This is a genomic window from Nocardiopsis sp. iso_238, from assembly GCF_056173325.1.
The window spans coordinates 2,073,424-2,089,950 of record NZ_CM149668.1 but is presented as its reverse complement, the minus strand read 5'-3'; the positions used below and the strand labels follow the sequence as shown (position 1 = coordinate 2,089,950).

At 71.9% G+C, this 16,527-nt stretch carries 14 protein-coding genes; 4 read left to right on the top strand and 10 right to left on the bottom strand.

Features of this window, described 5'->3' with window-relative positions; genetic code table 11:
- Positions 1-72 precede the first annotated feature (72 nt).
- The 4 genes from AC0VYL_RS09315 to AC0VYL_RS09300 all read right to left on the bottom strand — a co-directional run bounded on the left by AC0VYL_RS09315 (position 73) and on the right by AC0VYL_RS09300 (position 2,180).
- Positions 73-705 carry a hypothetical protein gene (locus tag AC0VYL_RS09315; RefSeq protein ID WP_475461312.1) on the bottom strand — a complete coding sequence of 211 codons (633 nt, stop codon included), beginning with the start codon at positions 703-705 and terminating at the stop codon, positions 73-75.
- A 103-nt stretch (positions 706-808) separates the two neighbouring features.
- Positions 809-1,366 carry a hypothetical protein gene (locus AC0VYL_RS09310; protein WP_475461310.1) on the bottom strand — a complete coding sequence of 186 codons (558 nt, stop codon included), beginning with the start codon at positions 1,364-1,366 and terminating at the stop codon, positions 809-811.
- 146 nt (positions 1,367-1,512) lie between these two features.
- The gene (locus AC0VYL_RS09305) at positions 1,513-1,791 is read right to left on the bottom strand and encodes a hypothetical protein (protein ID WP_475482876.1); all 279 of its coding nucleotides are present in this window, start codon (positions 1,789-1,791) and stop codon (positions 1,513-1,515) included.
- Complete coding sequence (locus AC0VYL_RS09300) at positions 1,788-2,180, bottom strand: DUF948 domain-containing protein (protein ID WP_475461304.1); 393 nt, start codon at positions 2,178-2,180, stop codon at positions 1,788-1,790. The genes AC0VYL_RS09305 and AC0VYL_RS09300 overlap by 4 nt, the downstream gene beginning before the upstream one ends.
- Before the next feature lie 412 nt (positions 2,181-2,592).
- On the opposite strand from AC0VYL_RS09300, the gene AC0VYL_RS09295 reads away from it, so the two are divergent.
- On the top strand, positions 2,593-4,152 hold the full coding sequence (locus AC0VYL_RS09295; protein ID WP_475461301.1) for a serine/threonine-protein kinase: 1,560 nt from the start codon (positions 2,593-2,595) through the stop codon (positions 4,150-4,152).
- 82 nt (positions 4,153-4,234) lie between these two features.
- Here the strand turns inward: AC0VYL_RS09295 and AC0VYL_RS09290 are convergent, their stop codons facing one another.
- Positions 4,235-5,572, bottom strand: a complete 1,338-nt coding sequence (locus tag AC0VYL_RS09290) for a replication-associated recombination protein A (RefSeq protein ID WP_475461299.1) — start codon at positions 5,570-5,572, stop codon at positions 4,235-4,237.
- A 59-nt stretch (positions 5,573-5,631) separates the two neighbouring features.
- Positions 5,632-7,683, bottom strand: a complete 2,052-nt coding sequence (locus tag AC0VYL_RS09285; RefSeq protein WP_475461296.1) for a SpoIIE family protein phosphatase — start codon at positions 7,681-7,683, stop codon at positions 5,632-5,634.
- A gap of 578 nt (positions 7,684-8,261) precedes the next feature.
- On the opposite strand from AC0VYL_RS09285, the gene AC0VYL_RS09280 reads away from it, so the two are divergent.
- Positions 8,262-8,402, top strand: a complete 141-nt coding sequence (locus AC0VYL_RS09280) for a hypothetical protein (protein ID WP_475461293.1) — start codon at positions 8,262-8,264, stop codon at positions 8,400-8,402.
- 48 nt (positions 8,403-8,450) lie between these two features.
- Here AC0VYL_RS09280 and AC0VYL_RS09275 read toward each other — a convergent pair whose 3' ends face one another.
- The 3 genes from AC0VYL_RS09275 to AC0VYL_RS09265 form a co-directional block, all read right to left on the bottom strand.
- Positions 8,451-10,118: an ATP-binding cassette domain-containing protein gene (locus AC0VYL_RS09275; RefSeq protein ID WP_475482875.1), complete on the bottom strand. Its 1,668-nt coding sequence runs from the start codon at positions 10,116-10,118 to the stop codon at positions 8,451-8,453.
- A 309-nt stretch (positions 10,119-10,427) separates the two neighbouring features.
- On the bottom strand, positions 10,428-12,194 hold the full coding sequence (gene aspS, locus AC0VYL_RS09270) for an aspartate--tRNA ligase (protein WP_475482874.1): 1,767 nt from the start codon (positions 12,192-12,194) through the stop codon (positions 10,428-10,430).
- Between the two features lie 152 nt (positions 12,195-12,346).
- Positions 12,347-13,024, bottom strand: coding sequence for an MBL fold metallo-hydrolase (locus tag AC0VYL_RS09265; RefSeq protein WP_475483493.1), 678 nt, complete (start codon positions 13,022-13,024; stop codon positions 12,347-12,349).
- 459 nt (positions 13,025-13,483) lie between these two features.
- Between AC0VYL_RS09265 and AC0VYL_RS09260 the strand changes: the two genes are divergently transcribed.
- Together AC0VYL_RS09260 and AC0VYL_RS09255 are read left to right on the top strand one after the other, a co-directional pair.
- Complete coding sequence (locus tag AC0VYL_RS09260; protein ID WP_475461286.1) at positions 13,484-14,716, top strand: DUF349 domain-containing protein; 1,233 nt, start codon at positions 13,484-13,486, stop codon at positions 14,714-14,716.
- Between the two features lie 132 nt (positions 14,717-14,848).
- On the top strand, positions 14,849-15,739 hold the full coding sequence (locus AC0VYL_RS09255; RefSeq protein WP_475482873.1) for an LPXTG cell wall anchor domain-containing protein: 891 nt from the start codon (positions 14,849-14,851) through the stop codon (positions 15,737-15,739).
- Between the two features lie 56 nt (positions 15,740-15,795).
- Here AC0VYL_RS09255 and AC0VYL_RS09250 read toward each other — a convergent pair whose 3' ends face one another.
- A complete protein-coding gene (locus tag AC0VYL_RS09250; RefSeq protein ID WP_475482872.1) occupies positions 15,796-16,455 on the bottom strand; it encodes a hypothetical protein in 660 nt (219 codons plus the stop codon).
- Between the last annotated feature and the right edge of the window lie 72 nt (positions 16,456-16,527).

Genomic DNA, 16,527 nt, shown 5'->3' with positions numbered 1-16,527 from the left:
GGCGGTCTCCCGCCGGGCCCCTCACCGGTCGCTCCGGTTCTCCGCCGGATCGACCGGCCGTGACGTGCGCGCCTAGGCGCCGTAGAAGCGCCGCACCGTCGGGGCGAACATGAGCCCGGTCATCGTGACGTGGAAGGCCAACGGAATCAGCGAGGAGGGAGCGGCCTCCATGGCGATCGACGCGATCACGTTGAGCACCAGGAGAAGCGACGCGATGACGTTGAAGACGACCACGCCCCAGTAGACGCCCTTCGAGCGCTTGCCCATCTTGGCGGCGAGTGTCGTCGACACGATGCCGTAGACGAGCGGGATCAGGGCGACGACGACGCCGAGGGCACCGAAGACCCCCACCATCCCCATCATCTCGGCGCTGTCCACCTCGGGCGAGCTGCCGGCGGCGGTTCCCATCCCGACACCGAGCAGGACCATCAGGCCGACACCCAGGCCGAGGAGGATACCGACCGGACCCCCGATGAACATGAGCACGCGCACGGCGACGCCCGGACCGGGCAGCGACTCGGACGCGCCGGGCCCGCCGTGGAAGTGCGGGGGCGGGACCGGGGCGCCGGGGGCGCCGTAGGGCTGGCCCGGGCCGGGGCCGTGCGGCATCGGCGCCTGGGGGTAGCCGTAGCCGCCCTGCTGGTGCTGCGGGGGGTGGCCCTGACCGTAGGGCTGGTTGGGGCCGGAGGGAGGTGAGGGATACACCTTGGTCCTCTCTGAGGAGATGTGTGGAGTGCGGGAAGGCTCGACAGAGTCAGACCCGAGGAAACGGACCGGGGTGCCGGGGCGGTCGGAACCGCCCCGGTTCTCAGTAACCGGCGCGGGGGCCGGCGGACGCGGGCGTGTAGTACGCGCGGGTCGCCGGGACCACCATCAGGACGATCATGCCGACCGCGAAGAACAGCGGGATGATCGCGCCGATGGCGCCGGTGAACAGGTTGATGACCAGCAGGAGCGCGGCCAGGGCCTGGAAGACGACGATCGACCAGAGGATGCCGCCGCTGCGCCGTCCCATGAGCGAGGCGAGCGCGGTGGAGACGATGCCGTACACGAGCATGACGGCGCCGATGATCGCCATGACGATGACGATCTCGGCGGGGTCGATCTGGACGCCCGTCTCCTGCACACCCTCCGCGAAGCCCTGGGCGAACTCGCCGCCGCCACCGGCAGCGACACCGACCAGAAGGACGAGACCGCCGAGAAGCAGGCCGAACACACCGCCGATGAACATGAGCACGCGCACGGTGATCGCGGTGCCGGGCATCTTGTCCGGTGCCTGCGGGACGCCGGGGTAACCGTACTGCCCCTGGTTGTAGGGGTCGTGGCCTCCGGGGACGGGACCCTGGGGCGGTTGTGGCGGGTACATGGCGCTTCCTCCGTGTTGCACTGGTTCGTCAACCCTACAGACGCGCGTCAGGGGCTGGCGGTTCGCGAATGCGGTCACAAATCTGACCCGTTCGGGCCCCGTCCGGTTCCCTCGTTGTCCCAGGTTGTTCCCGTTACGACCAGTTGCTACCCGCGATCGGGGCCGAGCGGGGGCGCGGCGTCGGCGGAACGGAGGGCCCGAGGCTCGGGCGCGTACCGGCGCAGCAGCTCCGCCTCCTCCTCCCGGACCGCCTCCGCGAGGTCCTCGTTGAGCTCCTGGAGGGCACCCCGGTACTCGCTGACCCGGCCCTCGACGCGGTCGGCGATTCCCCCGGGCGTCAGCGCCTGACGGGCCCGGTTGACCCGGTGGACCACGTAGCCGCCGATCGCGGCCCCGGCCGCGAGGTAGAACAGTCGGCCGATCACCGGTTCTCCTTCCTCTTGCGTCCGCGCACCACGGCCAGGGCCTTGCGGCGGCCCAGGACCTGGCGGACGGCGTAGGAGAACGAGGCGATCCGCACCAGCGGGCCGGTGAACACCGACCGGGTGAGCGCGGTCATGGAGGAGACGTCCTCCGAGGAGGCCTGCACGTTGGCGGTGATCTCCTCGACCCGCTCCAGTGACGTGTTGGTGCGCTCCACCGTGGAGGCCACGTCGTCCAGCAGGGGCGGGGTCCGGTCCCCCACCTCGGAGACGACCTTGGTGGTCTCGTTGATGAGCTTGATCAGTTTGACGAGCGCCACGCACATGAACGTGGCCAGCACCGCCCAGACCACCGCTGCGACGAGCGCGGCGACCTCTCCTCCGGTCAGCATGAAGGCTCCGTAGGGCAGATAGAGGGTTGCTTCGAGGATGTGCGAACGGTCCCCGCGCGCGCTCGGGCGCGCACCGGACACCGTGGTCGGGTACGGGGGCCAGCGATCGCGCCGGGTCGGGGCTCCCGATCCGCGTCCGCCGCCGCTGCCGCTGAGGGCCGGGGCGGCTGGTTTCGGCTGACCCTATCGCGTCCGGTGTGGGGGCGCGTGGGCACGCCACGGTGTGGCAGGCGGTGGCGGCGGTCACGTGTCCGACGGATCCGGGTTCGGACCCGTTCGGAGGCGCTGCGGGTATCGACGGGGCGGCGGGCCTCGACGAGAATCTCGGCAGGGACGGTTCTTCACTACGATGTCCGGACACCAGGGCACACCCGCAGCCGCCCGCTGGCCCAGAAGCACCGACAGGACACCCATGAGCCCCCGTTCTCCGCGTGAGATCTCCGTACTGGTACCCCCGGACCTGGCCCCCCTCTACCCGGACGACCCGTCGCGGATCGGCCCCTACCTCGTCCTCGGACGACTGGGGCAGGGTTCCACCGGCACCGTGTACGCCGCCGTGGACACCGCCTCCGCCACCGCTGGCGACCGCCTGGTCGCCGTGAAGCTGCTCCGGTCCCCCGAGCTGGAGTCGCCCGACGTCCACCCCGCCCTCGCCCGGAGGCTGCGCCACCTGTCGCAGGTCGACTCCGAGCGGGTGGTCGTTCCCCTGGCGTTCGACGCGGACGCCAACCCCCCGTGGCTGTCCATGCCCTACCTGGCCGGGCAGCGCCTCTCCCACTACGTGACCAGGCGGGGCGGGATCGGGGTCGGGAAGCTGATCGCCCTGGCCACCGCGCTGGCGGAGGGGTTGTCGGCCCTGCACGCGCGCGGGGTCTCGCATGGTTCGCTGCGCCCCAGCGAGATCCTGCTGGAGTCGCACGGTCCGCACATCATGGAGTGCGCGATCGCCCCGAGGGCGGAGCGGCTGCGCGGTTCGGGGGCCACCTGGCTGAGCCCCGAGCGGTACCGGGGCGGGGCGCCGACGCCCGCCGCCGACGTGTTCGCCTGGGGCGCCGTCGTGGCGTTCGCGGGGACCGGGCGTCTGCCCTTCGGTCCGGGCGAGCCCGAGGAGATCGCCGGTCGGGTGGCCTCCGGGGACTTCGCCCTGGACGGGTTGCCCCAGGGGCTGCGGCCGGTCGTGGGGCGTGCCCTGGACCCCGACCCGGACCGTCGGCCCAGCCTGCGCGAGGTGACCGGAGCGGTCTTCGCGGTGTGGCAGGCCGAGGGGTCCGGGGAGGACGGCTCGTCCGGGGGTCGCGAGGAGATCAGCCGCGTGCTCGAACGCGAGTGGCACGCCGTGGAGCCGCCCGCCCGGGTGCCGGAGGTGATCCGGTTGGAGGGGCGGATGGGCGACCGCCGCCCGACCCGCGCCCTCTTCCTGGCGGGTTCGGTCTCGGTGGCCGCCCTGCTGGTCGGCGGGGGCGTCTGGGGCCTCTCCCAGGCGATCGGTGACGGCGCCGAGGCCGACCCGGTGGCCGACGGGAGTTCGGAGGCCCCCGAGGAGGAACCCGTCGAGGAGGAGGACCCGGGGACCCTGGTGGTCCGGTTCGACCCCTCGGAGCAGGCGGAGCCGGAACCCGGGGTGGACGAGCGGGTGTGGGTGTACACGCCGGTGACCCGGGACGACGAGATCCCGCGCAACCAGGGCATCCCGTCCCACGAGGCCTGGGCGGAGCAGTGGGAGGAGGCCGGTGACCCGGGCGAGGCGGTGATCCGGACCGACGCCGAGGTGAAGTGCGCCCGTTTCTGCGCGGCCCCCGAGCACGTCTTCCTGGACGAGGAGGCGCGTGGCACCTGGGACCTGAGCGGCGGCGACTTCGTCGACTACCTGTCCTGGGGCCCGGTGATGATCGTGGAGCTCACCTTCGCCGAGGACCAGGAGGGCGACGGGCCCCGTGAGGTGGTGGGGGTCGTCGAGCTGTTCTCCGACTGAGCCCGGACGGGAGGGCGGTTCCGCCCCCTCCCGCCTCTCCCGTGGGACGGCCCCGGTGCACCGCGCCGGGGCCGTCGCCGGTCTACCCCTCGCTCTTGAGGACGCTCCTGATCCTCTGGAGGATCTCGGTGAAGCGCCGCTCGGCCCCGTGCTGGGTGGGGCGGTAGTACTCGCGCTCGGTGAGCCCCTCGGGTGCGTGCTGCTGCGGGGCCACCCCGCCGGGGTGGTCGTGCGCGTAGCGGTAGCCCCTGCCGTGCCCGAGGTCGGCGGCGCCCTTGTAGTGGGCGTCGCGCAGGTGGGCCGGAACGGGCCCGGCACGGCCCGCGCGGACGTCGGACAGGGCCTCGTCGATGGCGGTGATCACCGCGTTGGACTTGGGGGCGAGGCTGATGTGGATGACCGCCTGGGCCAGGTTGATCCGGGCCTCGGGCATCCCGATGAGCTCCACCGCCTGGGCCGCCGCGACGGCGGTCTGGAGGGCGGTGGGGTCGGCCATGCCGACGTCCTCGCTGGCGTGCACGACCAGGCGCCGGGCGATGAAGCGGGGGTCCTCCCCCGCCTCGACCATGCGGGCCAGGTAGTGCAGGGCCGCGTCCGGGTCGGAGCCGCGCATGCTCTTGATGAAGGCGCTGATGACGTCGTAGTGCTGGTCGCCGGAGCGGTCGTAGCGCACGGCGTGGCGGTCCACGGCGCGCTCGACGTGCTCGGCGGTGATCTCCACCGGGCCGTCGGCGGAGGGCGGCCCGGCGACGAGGGCGCCCGCCTCCAGGTAGGTGAGGGAGCGGCGGCCGTCTCCCCCGGCCAGCCGGATGAGGTGCTCGGCGCCCTCCTCGGTGAGGGTGTACCGGCCGTCCAGGCCGCGCTCGTCGGTCAGGGCCCGGTCCACCAGGGCCCTGATGTCGGAGTCGTCCAGGGACTCCAGGGACAGCAGCAGGGAGCGGGACAGCAGTGGGCTGACCACGGAGAAGAAGGGGTTCTCGGTGGTCGCTCCGATGAAGCTGACCCAGCGGTTCTCCACGGCGGGCAGCAGGGCGTCCTGCTGGGTCTTGTTGAAGCGGTGCACCTCGTCCACGAAGAGCAGCGTGCGGGTGCCGTTCATGCCCATGCGGCGCTTGGCCTCCTCCACGACCGCGCGCACGTCCTTCACCCCGGCGTTGACCGCGGAGAGCTCCACGAACCTGCGCCGGGTGACCCGGCTGACCACGGTGGCCAGGGTGGTCTTGCCCGTCCCCGGCGGCCCCCACAGGAACACGGACATGGGTGCGTCGTCCTCGACCAGGCGGCGCAGCGGACTGCCCTCGCCCAGGAGGTGGCGTTGGCCCACGACCTCGTCGAGGGTGCGCGGCCGCATGCGGACGGCCAGCGGTTCCTGCCCCTTGGCGGCCTCGGCCCCGGCATCGTCGAACAGTGTTTCGGACACGCACCCAGGGTAGGCGAGGACGGAGACGGCCGTGGTCGCCCCGGAGGCCGGTCCGGACCTCAGCCCTGCTGGACGGAGATGTTCTCCGGGCTCCCGGCCTGTTCGGGCGGGGGCGTGGCGCGCGGGATCATCCGGGTGATGAGCAGGGCGATGTCGTCGCCCCGGCCCGCGGGCGCCATCTCCGCCAGGACCTGCGCGGCGGCGTTGGGGTCCTGCCCGTGCTGCGCGAGCGCCTCCCCCACCTGGGCCAGGCCGTCCTGCATGGTGACGTCGGAGCTCTCGACGAGGCCGTCGGAGCACAGCAGCAGCGTGGTGCCCGGGGCCAGCACCCGGGTGGTCACGGTGTACTCGGTGTCGGCGAGCACACCCAGGGGCGGTCCGGTCTCGGGTGACCACAGTTCGTAGGAGCCCTGGGTGGCGAGCACGGCCGGGGGCTGGCCCGCCCAGGCCGCCTGCATGACCCCGCTGGCCCGGTCCACCACGAGGTAGCCGCAGGTGGCGAAGACGATCTCGCCGGTCTCGGTGAGCAGCCGGTTGGTCTCGCCCAGGACGACGCCCGGGTCGGACTGGTTGCTGGCGTAGGCGCGGAAGGCCACCCGGATCTGGCCCATGGCGGCGGCCGCCTCCACGCCGTGGCCCTGCACGTCTCCGACCAGGAGGCCCACCTTGTTGTCGGGGAGCTCGATGACGTCGTAGAAGTCACCGCAGATCCGCCACTCGGCGCGGGAGGGCAGGTACTTGGTGGCGATGTCCATGTCCGGGAAGCTCGCCACCTGGCGGGGCAGCATGCGGCGCTGGACGGCGTCGGCCAGTTCCAGCTCGGCCTGCTGGGCCTTGATCCGCTGGAGCGCCTGACCGGCCAGCCCCGCGAAGGTGAGCATGAGGGCGCGTTCGTCGCGGCTGGCGTGGTGGGGACGGTCCCAGACCATCTGCCACACACCGAGGGCGATCTTGCCGTCTCCGAAGATGGGGACGGTGGCCCAGGCCTGGCCCCGGGCCGAGCGCATGAGGTCGACGGCGGCCGGGAAGCGGCTGGCGATCTCGGCGCGGCTCTCGAAGAACCGGGGCTGGCGGTCCTGGATGACCGCGCCCATGGGGAAGTCGGTGTCGTCGGCACGGCGACCGTCTATGCGGTGGGTGTTCCCGCGTTCCCTCGCGCTGGGCGAGGTGCGCAGGATGCCCTCCTCGACGTACAGGGCGAGGGCGTAGACGCCGCCGAAGATCGGCAGGAACTCCTCGCTGAGCAGGTCCATCACCTTGTCGACGGTGGTGGCCGAGACCAGCTTGGAGGAGAGCTCGGTGACCAGGCGGCCGTGTTCGGCCTCGGTGCGGCGGCGGTCCGCCAGGCGGCGCACCAGCTGGACGTGCTCGGTGACGTCGTCGATGATCCCGACCAGGCGGTCGGGCTGACCCGGTACGAACCGGGCGCGCACGTGCAGGGAGCGTTCGTCCCCGAGACGGTCGAAGATCCGGAAGCGCTGCTCGTAGTCCCGGCCGCTGAACGAGGCCGCCATGGCGTCGCGGACACGGGCGTTGTCATCGGGGTGGATGCGTTCGAGGATGCGCTCCAGGTCGCGGTCGTTCCCGGCCAGGAGCCCGCCCAGCGGGGTGGGTCCGAAGAGTTCCCGCAGGCGTCCGTTGCTCAGGTCCAGGCTCCACAGGACGGAGTCGGAGTTGTCGGTGCGCAGTTCACCGACCACGCGGAGGTCGGTCTCCTCGGTGGAGAGCACGTGCAGGAGGACGACCACGGCCGGAGTGGCGGGGTCGTCGGGCACGGCGCCGTCGCCGTCGACGGGGCGGAGGCGGACCTCGGCCAGCCGGGAGGACTTGTCGGTGACGGCCAGGCGCAGCCGGGAGCGGCGGTGCCAGTTCCCGGAGAGGGCGTCACCGTGGGCACGGGTGCCGTGTTCGACGTCGGCGGAGTCCAGGAGTTCGAACCAGGGCCGCCCGGCGAGTTCGTCGGCTTCCCGGCCGAAGAGTTCGGTGAGCGCGTGGTTGGCGTGCTGGATCGCGCCGTCGGTCCCGGTGACCGCCATGGGCTCGGGAGCATGCCGGAACGCCTCCGCGAGAGCGTCCTCGGAGCCACCGCCTGAAGCGCGTTTTCCGTTCACGTATGACTCATCCTCATGTCGGCTCGGACGTCACACCCGCGTCAGGCGCGGTCACCCCTGGAACGTACCGATTCGGCTCATTGTAGTGTCCGGAACGGGAACGGTCCGGGCCGGGAATCGAGGCCGGTCCACCGGCGCCCGTCTCCCGTCGGCTGCGTCACCTCGTCGAACACGGACCCTCATGGTCCATCAACGTGCTGGGGTCACGGCCGGTTCCACTCCGGGGGGCCGTACCCTACCGGCCCCAGGGCGCGAATCGTTACGCCCGTGTGACTCGGCGGCGCAGAAATGCACTCCGCTCCCACGGCGCCCCCTCTTGGGACGGGCCTCGTCGACGCTCCGTGTTCACTCCCGGACACGTGCGTTCCTCGGCGTGGGAGGGTGATTCGCCCCCAACGGTAGGGGATGACGGGCCCGACCGCATCCGCGTGTCGCCTTCTTCCGGATTACGGACGGGGTTTTTGACCTGTTAATCACCTATTTTCACTTTCTGGCCGAATGTGGCACGTTCAAAGCGAGGTCTTTCCGGGCACCGATCTGGTCAGTCGAGAACTCGTCCCCCAACCCGAGGACTCACCATGCACCCTGAACGCGTCCGTGCCCTGGCCGGAGCTCTCCTCCCCGACGCCACCTGCGACTGGACCTGTCGGCTCTGCACCCACAGCAACCCCGAGGACGAGGACATCTGCTGTCAGCGCTGCGGCGCCACCAAACCCTGACCCGAGGCGGCGGGGCGGTGCCGGTCCGGCGCGCCGCCCCGCCGCTCCCTAGCCGAGCACCGACTCGGTCGCCGGTTCGGCGGCCCCGAGGTCGAGCCGCCCCCAGGTGCCCGTGTCCCGCCTCAGCTGGCGGTCGTGGGTGGCCAGGACCACCGCCGCACCGGACGCGCCGAGCCCTTCGGTGAGCTCGTCGACCAGTGGGATCGACAGGTGGTTGGTCGGCTCGTCCAACAGCAGCACGTGCGGCCTCGACGCCAGGGCCAGCGCCAGGTCGAGTCGGCGCTGCTGTCCGGTCGACAGCTCACGCACCGGCCGCCCCGCGTCGGCGGACGACAGCAGTCCCAGGGAGCTCAGGGAGACCGTCTCCTCCTCTTCGAGGACGCCCTCGCTGACGAGTCGGCCCACGTGCGCGGCGAACACGTCACGGGCCCGCCGGGCACCGGGCGCGGGCGACTCCTGGTCCAGGAGGCGCACCCGCGCCGTACGCGCGGTCCGCACGAGCCCGCCGGTGGGTTCGGCCCGCCCGGCCAGCAGTGACAGCAGGGTCGACTTGCCCGCGCCGTTGGGCCCGGTGACGACCAGCTTCGTGCCCGACTCCAGGGCGAGCGTGACCGGCCGGTCCAGCCTCCCCTCCACACGGACCCCCTCGGCCCGCAGCAAGGTGATGCCCGGCCGTTCGGGCAGGTCCGGAAAGCGGAACCGCATCGGTGGCGGCGGCATGGTGACGGCGTGCGCCTCCAGGTCGTCCCGACGCCGGTGGACGGCGCGGACCAGGGCGGGCGCCCGGGTGGCCCGTTGGTGCTTGCCCGTGCCCTTCTCCGGTCGCCATCCGCTGATCAGCCGGTTCCGTGCCTCGGACAGGTCCTGGGTGAGCCGCGCGTGCTCGGCCCGCTGTTGTTCGTACTCCTGCTCCCAGCGCTCCCGTTCGGCGCGCCGACCCTCCTGGTATCCGGCGAACCCCCCGCCGAAGACGCGGGGCCCGCCGTCCCGGCTCGGGTCGAGGTCGAGCACGGTCGTGGCCACGTCCGACAGCAGGGCGCGGTCGTGGCTGACCAGCACCACGCCGCCCGGATGTGCCCGCAGCCGGTCGGTGAGGAAGTCGAGCCCGCCAGCGTCCAGGTGGTTGGTGGGCTCGTCCAGGAGGAGGAAGTCACGGGTGGCGCCGAGCAGACAGGCGAGTCTGACCCGGTAGCGCTGACCGACGGAGAGCGCCGCCAAGGGGCGCGACCGGTCGGTGACCGCGCCCAGGTGCTCCAGGGCGAGGTCCACGCGTCGGTCGGCGTCCCAGGCGTCCAGGACCTCCGCCGCGTCCAGCGCCTCCGCGTAGTGTTCGGCGGCCCGCGGGTCGCCGCTGGCCAGACCCGTGGCGCTGGCGTCGAGCGCGGCCAGGGCGGCACGGGCGTCGGACAGTTCGAGGTCGACCAGGTCACCGACGGTGCGGCCGTCGGCGACGGTCATCTCCTGTTCGGCCACGCCGAGCGTGCCGACGCGGCGCACCAGGCCGGAGTCGACGTCCAGTGCCCCGGTCAGGACGTGCAGCAGGGTCGACTTGCCGCGGCCGTTCTCGCCCACCACGCCCCACCGGGAGCGGGGTGTGACGGTCACGTCGACGCCGGCCAGGACGGGGCGGCCGCCCCGGGCGACGTGGACGCCGGACGCGGTGAGCTGGGCCCGCTCTCCGGCGGGCAGGCCGGAACGGGGGTTGAGTGCAGACAAGGTTTCTCCGAACCGAGCTCGGCCCGGCCGGAACGCGAACACGGTTCGACGGCGGGGCGCGTGTGAGCTCTTCGAGCAGACGAGGTGACCCGGGAAGGGGTCAGGACACACGTCGTGCGCCCGCGGCCACACTGTGGCGGGCGGGAGCCTCGGTTCGGCCTACAGGAAGTAGAGGTGCTGCATGGGCCCACGCTAACAAGGGGCCGCGAGGGAGGTCCAGGCAATAAGAACGAGGCGTCGGCCACCGGAACCCTCCGGTGGCCGACGCCTCGTGTACGTCCGGCGGCCCCGTTCCCGGGGCCGGTCCGGCTACTTCTTCTTCTGCTCCGGGAGCACCGTGCGGATGTGCACGTCGCGCAGCTGCTGCTCGGAGACGACCGCCGGAGCGCCCATCATGAGGTCCTGGGCGTTCTGGTTCAGCGGGAAGGCGATGGTCTCGCGGATGTTGGGCTCGTCGGCGAGCAGCATGACGATCCGGTCGACGCCCGGGGCGATGCCGCCGTGCGGCGGGGCGCCGAACTTGAGCGCCTTGAGCATGCCGCCGAACTCGGCCTCGACCGCGTCCCTGTCGTAGCCCGCGATGTCGAAGGCCCTGTACATGATCTCGGGCGAGTGGTTCCGGATCGCGCCGGAGGACAGCTCCACGCCGTTGCAGACGATGTCGTACTGCCAGGCGAGGATGTCCAGCGGGTCCTTGTTCTCCAGCGCGTCCATCCCGCCCTGGGGCATGGAGAACGGGTTGTGGCTGAACTCGATGTGGCCCTCGTCGGAGCGCTCGAACATCGGGAAGTCCACGATCCAGCAGAAGCGGTAGACCTTCTCCTCGGCCAGGTCGGCGCGACGGCCGGCCTCGACCCGGACGGGGGCCATGATCCGGTTGATCTCGGCCTCGTCCTCGCTGGCGCAGAAGAACAGGCCGTGTCCGGGAACGGCGCCCAGGGTCTGGAGCAGTTCGTCGGAGATCTCGGTGACGAACTTGGCGATGGGACCGGTGAGCTCGCCGTTCTCCCCGACCTTCAGCCAGGCCAGGCCCTTGGCGCCCTGCTCGACGGCGTAGTCACCGATGCCGTCGAAGAACTTGCGGGGCTTGTCCCCGACCTTCGGGACGGCCAGGGCACGGACCTTCTTGCCCGCGAAGGCGCGGAAGTCGGTCTTGTCGAAGAGCGCGGTGACGTCGAGCATCTTCATGGGCACGCGCAGGTCGGGCTTGTCGGTGCCGTACCACTCCAGCGCGTCGCGGTAGGCGATGCGCGGGTAGGGCGAGGTGATCTCCCAGTCCGTGGAGAACTCCCGGAAGACGTCGGTCATGACCTTCTCGATGACCTCGAAGACGTCCTCCTGCTCGACGAAGCTCATCTCGACGTCGAGCTGGTAGAACTCGCCAGGCGAGCGGTCCGCGCGGCTGTCCTCGTCGCGGAAGCAGGGCGCGATCTGGAAGTAACGGTCGAACCCGGCGATCATCAGCAGCTGCTTGAACTGCTGGGGCGCCTGCGGGAGGGCGAAGAACTCACCCGGGTGCAGGCGGGAGGGCACCAGGAAGTCGCGGGCCCCTTCGGGGCTGGAGCTGGTGAGGATGGGGGTCTGGAACTCGTTGAAGCCCAGCTCCGTCATCTTCTGGCGGATGTAGGCCACCACCTGCGAGCGCAGCATGACGTTGCGGTGCATGCGCTCACGGCGCAGGTCGAGGAAGCGGTAGGTGAGGCGGCGCTCCTCGGAGGTGTTGTCCTCGGGGTAGACCGTCAGCGGCAGCTCCTCGGTGGTGCCGAGGACCTCCACCTCCGACGCCTCGATCTCGATCGCGCCGGTGGGCAGGTTGGGGTTGACGTTCTCCGCGCTGCGGGCCGCCACCACGCCCGTGACCTGGATCACCGACTCCTTGGAGATGCGGCTGAGCTCCTCGAACACCGGGGACTCGGGGCGGGCCATGAGCTGCGTGACACCGTAGTGGTCGCGCAGGTCGACGAAGAGCAGACCACCGAGATCCCGGCGGTTGTGCACCCAGCCAGAGAGGCGCACCTGCTGCCCGACGTGCTCCTCACGGAGCTGACCACACGAATGAGTCCTGTAACGATGCATGAGTTACCAAGTCCACTAACTACGCGGCTGAGCGAGGATGCCGGGGAGCCCGAGACCGGGTCCGGCGGGGGCGGGGCGTCGCCCCTTGAACAACTGGAATCCTACCGCCAACGGCACCGGCCGGTCCCCTGGATCACGACGGCGGGCGACGGTCAGCCCGCGACCCCGCGCAGGTACGGGTTGGTGGCGCGCTCGCGCTCGACCGTGGTCGCGGGGCCGTGGCCGGGCAGGATCTGGGTGTCGTCACCCCGCCCCAGGACGGTGCGGGCGAGGCTCGCGTTCATCGCGTCGCCGTCACCGCCGGGGAAGTCGGTGCGTCCGATCGACCCCGCGAAGACCAGGTCCCCGGCGAACATCACCGGCACACCGTCCTCTGTGCGGGTGAGATAGACGACCGAACCGGGGGTGTGGCCGGGGGTGTGCTCGACGGTGAACTCCATCCCGCCCAGGCTGAGGTTCTGACCGTCCGTCACCTCGACCAGCTGGTCGGGTTCGGGGTAGGGGCCGGGGCCCAGGAGCATCCGCAGCTGGGCGGCGAAACCGGCGTCGACCCCGGCGGCCGGTTCGGTGAGCAGGCCCCGGTCGGCACCGTGCAGGTGGACCGGGATCCCGTGCTCCTCCTGGAGTTCGGCGGCCGACCAGACGTGGTCGAAGTGGCCGTGGGTGAGCATGATCGCGGCCGGGGTGAGGTCGTGTTCGGCCAGGGCCTTGGCGACCTGGGGTGTGGCCCCCTGACCGGGGTCGACGATGACGCACGCGCCGCCGGGTGCGGGAGCCAGCACGTAGCAGTTCGCGGAGAGGGGCCCGGTGGGAAGCGCGGCGATGAGCACGGCGGTGGTCGTCCTGTCCTGGTGGCTTCTGCGGTCCGGGAACCCTCCGACCTCGGCCGGAGCTCGGGTCCCCCAGCCGCAGAGCCTACCGAGCCGGGTCTGGGCGGGCCAACCGGCGGGTTCGCCGGGGAGGCGTTTGATCACCATTCGATCACCGCGCGCGGCCGGGCTCTTTGCCTGGGCGCGCGGTAGTGCCATATTGGTCAGCGTCGTCGTGTTGACCGAGGCCCTCGACCTGCGCCTCCTCTTCCGAGGCGGGTGACGGGCCCGGCCGACGGCATGGCAGCGGGACCAGAACCCCCGGGCTGCGTTGATGTGAGACACGGCGCGTCGTTGTCCGCCGAAACGTATGGATATCGTGCTGGTGCACGGTGGTTCCCATCACGAACAGGCGCGGTACCGCCGCGACGACCCGAACCCGACCCCGACCGGCCGGGTTCACGACAGCAGGAGGACACGGTGACCACGGACCCTTGGGGCCGCGTAGACGATGACGGCACGGTCTATGTGCGCACAGGTGAAGGCGAACGGGTCGTCGGATCGTGGCAGGCGGGCGCCCCGGAGGAGGCCCTGGCCTTCTTCCGGCGCAAGTACGACTCTCTGGTCACCGAGGTGGAGCTGCTGGAGAAGCGCCTCCGCAGCACCGACCTGTCCGCCTCCGCCGCGATGACCACCATCGAGAAGCTGCGTTCCACCATCACGGACGCGAACGCCGTCGGTGACCTGGAATCGCTCATCGGTCGGCTGGACGCGCTGACCGGCCGCGCCGAGGAGCGCAAGGTCGAGCAGAAGCAGGCGCAGGAGGAGGCCCGCGGCCAGGCCCGCGAGGTCAAGGAGCGGATCGTCGCGGAGGCCGAGCGGGTCGCCGCCGAGACCACGCACTGGAAGTCCGGCGGCGAGCGGATGCTCCAGCTCATCGAGGAGTGGAAGAAGGCCCCCCGGGCCGACCGCCCGACCGAGCAGGCGCTGTGGAAGCGCATGTCCGCCGCCCGCAACTCCTTCTCCAAGCGGCGCAAGACCTACTTCGCCAACCTGGACCAGCAGCGGGAGGGGGTGCGCGCCGAGAAGGAGCGCATCGTCGCCGAGGCGGAGGCGTTGTCGAACTCCACCGACTGGGGGCCGACCGCGCGCGCCTACCGCGACCTGATGCAGCGGTGGAAGGCCACGGGCCGGGCCGACCGGGCCAGCGAGGACAAGCTGTGGACCCGGTTCAAGGCCGCGCAGGACACCTTCTTCGACGCCCGCAACGCGACCTTCGCCGAGCGTGACGCGGAGCTGCGGGTGAACGCGGAGGCCAAGGAGCGGATCCTGGCCGAGGCCAGGGCCGAGATCCCCGGCATCACCGACCCGCGCCGCGCCCGTGCCCGTCTGCGCGACTTCCAGGAGGCCTGGGAGGAGGCGGGCGACCTGCCGCGCGACGTGCGCGACCAGATGGAGGGCGCGTTCCGGCAGATCGAGGACGGCGTGCGCCGTGCCGAGGACGCCGAGTGGGAGCGCACGAACCCCGAGGCGCGGGCCCGCGCGAAGGACACCGTGGACCAGCTGTCGACGGCGATCGCGGGTCTGGAGGCCAAGCTGGAGAAGGCCAGGGCCAACGACGACGCCCGCCGGATCAAGGAGCACGAGGCCGCTCTGGAGGCCCGCCGCTCCTGGCTGGCCGAGGCCGAGAAGGCGCTGGGCGAGCTGAGCTGACGCTCCTCCTGAGCAGGGCACTGGGCCGTACCCCACGGGGGTGCGGCCCTTTCGTACACCCGCGCCCGAATTTTCCCTCTCCGTTCCGTGCCCTTTTGGACTTCCGCCGTCAAAGATGACCACAATGAGTGCATGACTCATCACTTTAAGAAGTCACGCCAGCGTGACGAGGCACGGTTCGGTTCCACCGGGAGGGGCGCGCTGTGCGCGCTCGGCGCGGCGACGGTGGTGGCCGTCCCGCTCATCTGGGGCACCGGCACCGCCCTGGCCACCGAGACGGCCGACGAGGCCCCGGCCGCCCAGGAGGTCAGCGGGTTCACCCCCGGGGCCGAGGGGGTCGGCACGGAGCAGGCGGAGAGTGTGTCCGTCCCGCCCGTGGAGGCTCCGGAGGTCCGGCCCCAGCGCGGCCCGGAGGCCCAGGACGGCTACGGGTACGCGGGCCACCCGTCGGACGACGGACCCGCAAAGAGCGGGGGCCACGGATACGCGAACACCCCCTCCGACCACGGACCCGCAAAGAGCGGGGACCACGGGTACGACGAGCCCTCGGCGGACCACGGGTACGACGAGCCCTCGGCGGACGACGGGTACGCGGAACCCCACCCAGGGCCGGGCGAGGGTCCGAACCCCGGCCACGGTGAGTCCCCCGGCGCGGGCACGCACCCCCTTCCCGAACCGACGGGCGTCACTCCCCCGCCGTTCCCGGGCGGGGGCGGGGCTCCCGGCGAGGCGCCCGCTCCGAGCGGCGGCCCTCGCCCGGATCAGGGTGAGACGCCCGACGGGGCACCCGTCACCGAGGTCGACGCGCCCGGCCAGTCGCAGCCTCCGGGCCCCTCGCCCAGCGGGGGCGGCGACGCTCCGGCCCAGACGTCCACGCACGGCAAGCCGACCCGACCTTCCCAGCCGGAGTTGGCCGCCACCGGGGCGGGCGCGGTCGTCCCGGCGGCCGCGGGCCTGCTGAGCGTGGCCGCCGGCGCGGCCGCCCTGTTCGTCGGCAGGCGCCGCCGCGGCGAACTGGACTGACCCGTGCACGGGAGCGGGGCCGGGGATCGTCCCCGGCCCCGCTCCGTGTGTTCACGTCACCTGTGGGCGTCCAGTTGGTAGACGGGCGCCCGACCCGGGAAGGTGCGCAGGTTCGGCACCGAGCCGGGACTGTGGTTGCTCGGCGGCTCGGGCTCCGGCCGGGGTCCGCGAGTGCCCCGGTAGCGCAGGTAGCCGCCCACGGCGAACGCGACGGCGGCCACGGCGAGCAACCCGGCCACCACCCACACCATCGGCAGGATCCGCTGGACCTGGTGGACGGTGGAGGCGCAGGAGGAGAGCGGGGCGTCGGCCGTCGGGCGCAGGCAGACGGTGGAGACCGGCTGCTGGGCGCCCTCCGGCACCTCCGTGAGCTCACCGACCACGTTGAGGACCACCCGCTCCCCCGGTTCGAGGGGCCGCACCCACTCGGCCCGCCCCTCCTCCACTCCTTCGGGGGCACCGGAGACGTAGCGCATCGAGGGGGGCAGGAACTGCACCACGCGCGCGTCCGGCAGTGCCTCGTGTCCGGCGTTGCGCACCTTGACGGTGTACTGCACCCGATCGCCCGGCCGCAGCCGTTCCTCCGACGTCTCCTGGACGGTGACGTGCAGACTCCCGGCCCCGGGCACCGGTCCCTCGTCCGCCTGGACCGGCTGTCCCGGCAGCGCGATCAGCGCCGCCAGCCCCAACGCCGACACCGCAGCTGGCAGGGCCATGGTGTTCCTCCTCCGCATGGCAGCCCGAAAATGACTTTGTGCACACAATTATTAACACAGAGTAGTCAAACG

Excerpts from the sequence above, each read along its gene's own strand:
- AC0VYL_RS09295 (WP_475461301.1), top strand. The coding sequence starts at position 2,593 with ATGAGCCCCCGTTCTCCGCGTGAGATCTCCGTACTGGTACCCCCGGAC.
- AC0VYL_RS09250 (WP_475482872.1), bottom strand. The coding sequence starts at position 16,455 with ATGGCCCTGCCAGCTGCGGTGTCGGCGTTGGGGCTGGCGGCGCTGATC.
- AC0VYL_RS09310 (WP_475461310.1), bottom strand. The coding sequence starts at position 1,366 with ATGTACCCGCCACAACCGCCCCAGGGTCCCGTCCCCGGAGGCCACGAC.
- aspS (WP_475482874.1), bottom strand. The coding sequence starts at position 12,194 with ATGCATCGTTACAGGACTCATTCGTGTGGTCAGCTCCGTGAGGAGCAC.
- AC0VYL_RS09280 (WP_475461293.1), top strand. The coding sequence starts at position 8,262 with ATGCACCCTGAACGCGTCCGTGCCCTGGCCGGAGCTCTCCTCCCCGAC.
- AC0VYL_RS09255 (WP_475482873.1), top strand. The coding sequence starts at position 14,849 with ATGACTCATCACTTTAAGAAGTCACGCCAGCGTGACGAGGCACGGTTC.
- AC0VYL_RS09300 (WP_475461304.1), bottom strand. The coding sequence starts at position 2,180 with ATGCTGACCGGAGGAGAGGTCGCCGCGCTCGTCGCAGCGGTGGTCTGG.